General features: G+C 50.8%; 1 protein-coding gene. It reads left to right on the forward strand.

What is annotated here, in order from left to right:
* Nucleotides 1-387 precede the first annotated feature (387 nt).
* Nucleotides 388-1,929 carry a ribonuclease Y gene (gene rny, locus BUB44_RS14820; RefSeq protein ID WP_073167760.1) on the forward strand — a complete coding sequence of 514 codons (1,542 nt, stop codon included), beginning with the start codon at nucleotides 388-390 and terminating at the stop codon, nucleotides 1,927-1,929.
* Nucleotides 1,930-2,046 lie beyond the last annotated feature (117 nt).

The following is a 2,046-nucleotide window of genomic DNA, read 5'->3' on the forward strand; positions in this document are numbered from 1 at the left end:
ATTTTACGTGCAATCAAATCAGCCTAAAGCCCATGTGGCGGTTGGCACTCGTAACTCCTTTTCGATTTATTTCCTACAGTGACTTGACGCTATCGTGAAGCAGGGTCAACCTTGACATTCATTAATAAAAAATATAGAATTAACGTTGGGAGAAAATAGAATTGGTTACTACTGGTGCGGGCTTGAAATAGATACAACCTTCTCCAGGAAGGGATATAATCCTGAATTGTCCTCTGCAATGGGGGAGGGGGGCTCTTTTTCTGCCCGTAACCAAAGAAGAAGGTAGTACCGATTCTTTTTCTACCGAGGTTGAACTCGGTCTTTTTTTTGTACGCCTGTTTCAATTTAAACAGTGGCTGTAAAAGATGGGTTAAGGAGGTGAGATAATTGCAGACTATTACAGTGCTCCTGGTTGTTACAGGCACGGCACTGGTTGCTTTTGCCGCAGGATATTTTGTCCGCAGGTATCTAATTGAGGCCAGGCTTGCTTCGGCTGAAGCTGAAGCAAAGAAAATAATAGAAGAGGCGGAAAAGGCTGCTGAGGCCAAAAAGCGGGAAGCTATCCTTGAGGCTAAAGAAGAGGTGTTGCGGTTACGGAACGAAATGGAGAGGGAAAATAAAGAGCGTCGTTCCGAATTGCAACGCCTGGAACGGCGGCTGTTGCAGAAGGAGGAAACCCTCGACCGCAAAATCGAGTCCATTGAACGCAAGGAAGAGGCTCTCAATCGCAAGGAAGCGGAAATTGAGAGTTTGAGGTCGCGCCTGAATGAAATTTATCAACAACAGGTTAGCGAACTTGAACGGATCTCCGGGCTTACCTCGGAAGAAGCACGCCAGCAGCTTCTTGCTGGAATTGAGAAGGAAGTGCAGCACGAGGCCGCCCTGATGATTAAGGATATAGAAAATAAAGCCCGGGAGGAAGCGGAAAGACGCGCCCGGGAGATAATTTCCCTGGCCATACAGCGCTGCGCTGCGGATCACGTCACTGAAACTACAGTGGCGGTTATTCCCCTGCCCAGCGATGAAATGAAAGGGCGCATTATTGGCCGGGAAGGGCGTAATATCCGCGCTTTTGAGACTCTGACCGGGATCGACCTGATAATTGATGATACCCCTGAAGCGGTAATTTTATCCGGATTCGATCCTATCCGGCGGGAGATTGCCCGGATCGCCCTGGAAAAACTCATCATGGACGGGCGCATTCATCCTGCTCGCATTGAAGAAATGGTGGAAAAGGCCCGTAAGGAGGTGGAAGCTCAAATCCGTGAGGCGGGAGAGCAGGCCACCTTCGAAACCGGGGTGCACGGCTTGCATCCAGAATTGATTACCCTTCTGGGTCGTTTGAAATTCCGCACCAGTTACGGGCAAAATGTCCTCAAGCATTCTATAGAGGTTGCCCACCTGGCCGGATTGATGGCCGCTGAACTGGGTATTGATCCGCAGATTGCCAAGCGGGCTGGTTTGCTGCATGATATCGGTAAAGCAGTGGACCATGAGGTAGAAGGGCCCCATGTCTCCATTGGTGTGGAGCTGGCGAAAAAGTATCGTGAACACCCCGAAGTGATCAACGCTATTGCTGCCCACCATGGGGATCAGGAAGCACAGTCCATTACGGCGGTGCTGGTGCAGGCGGCTGATGCCATATCCGCAGCCCGCCCGGGGGCCAGGCGGGAGACCCTGGAGGCTTATATTAAAAGGTTACAAAAACTGGAGGAAATAGCTGGCTCCTTTGAAGGTGTGGAAAAGTGTTACGCCATCCAGGCCGGGCGGGAGGTCAGGATTATGGTAAAACCGGATAAAGTTGACGATCTGGGAGCCATCCGCCTGAGCCGGGAGATAGCCAAGAAAATTGAGAAAGAGCTGGACTATCCTGGTCAGATTAAGGTGACTATAATTCGGGAAACCCGGGTGGTGGAGTATGCCAAGTAAAAACCCCGTCAGGGGTTTTTCCTTTTATGTGCGCCCGGCATGGGCGTTAACTTGGTGGTGAAAGTCCACTGCAGGCGAGGCAGCACGAGTCTGCTAGCCAAAGGCAAGGGTGTCCAT

Origin of the sequence: Desulfofundulus australicus DSM 11792 (assembly GCF_900129285.1) — a bacterium.
Lineage (GTDB): Bacteria > Bacillota > Desulfotomaculia > Desulfotomaculales > Desulfovirgulaceae > Desulfofundulus > Desulfofundulus australicus.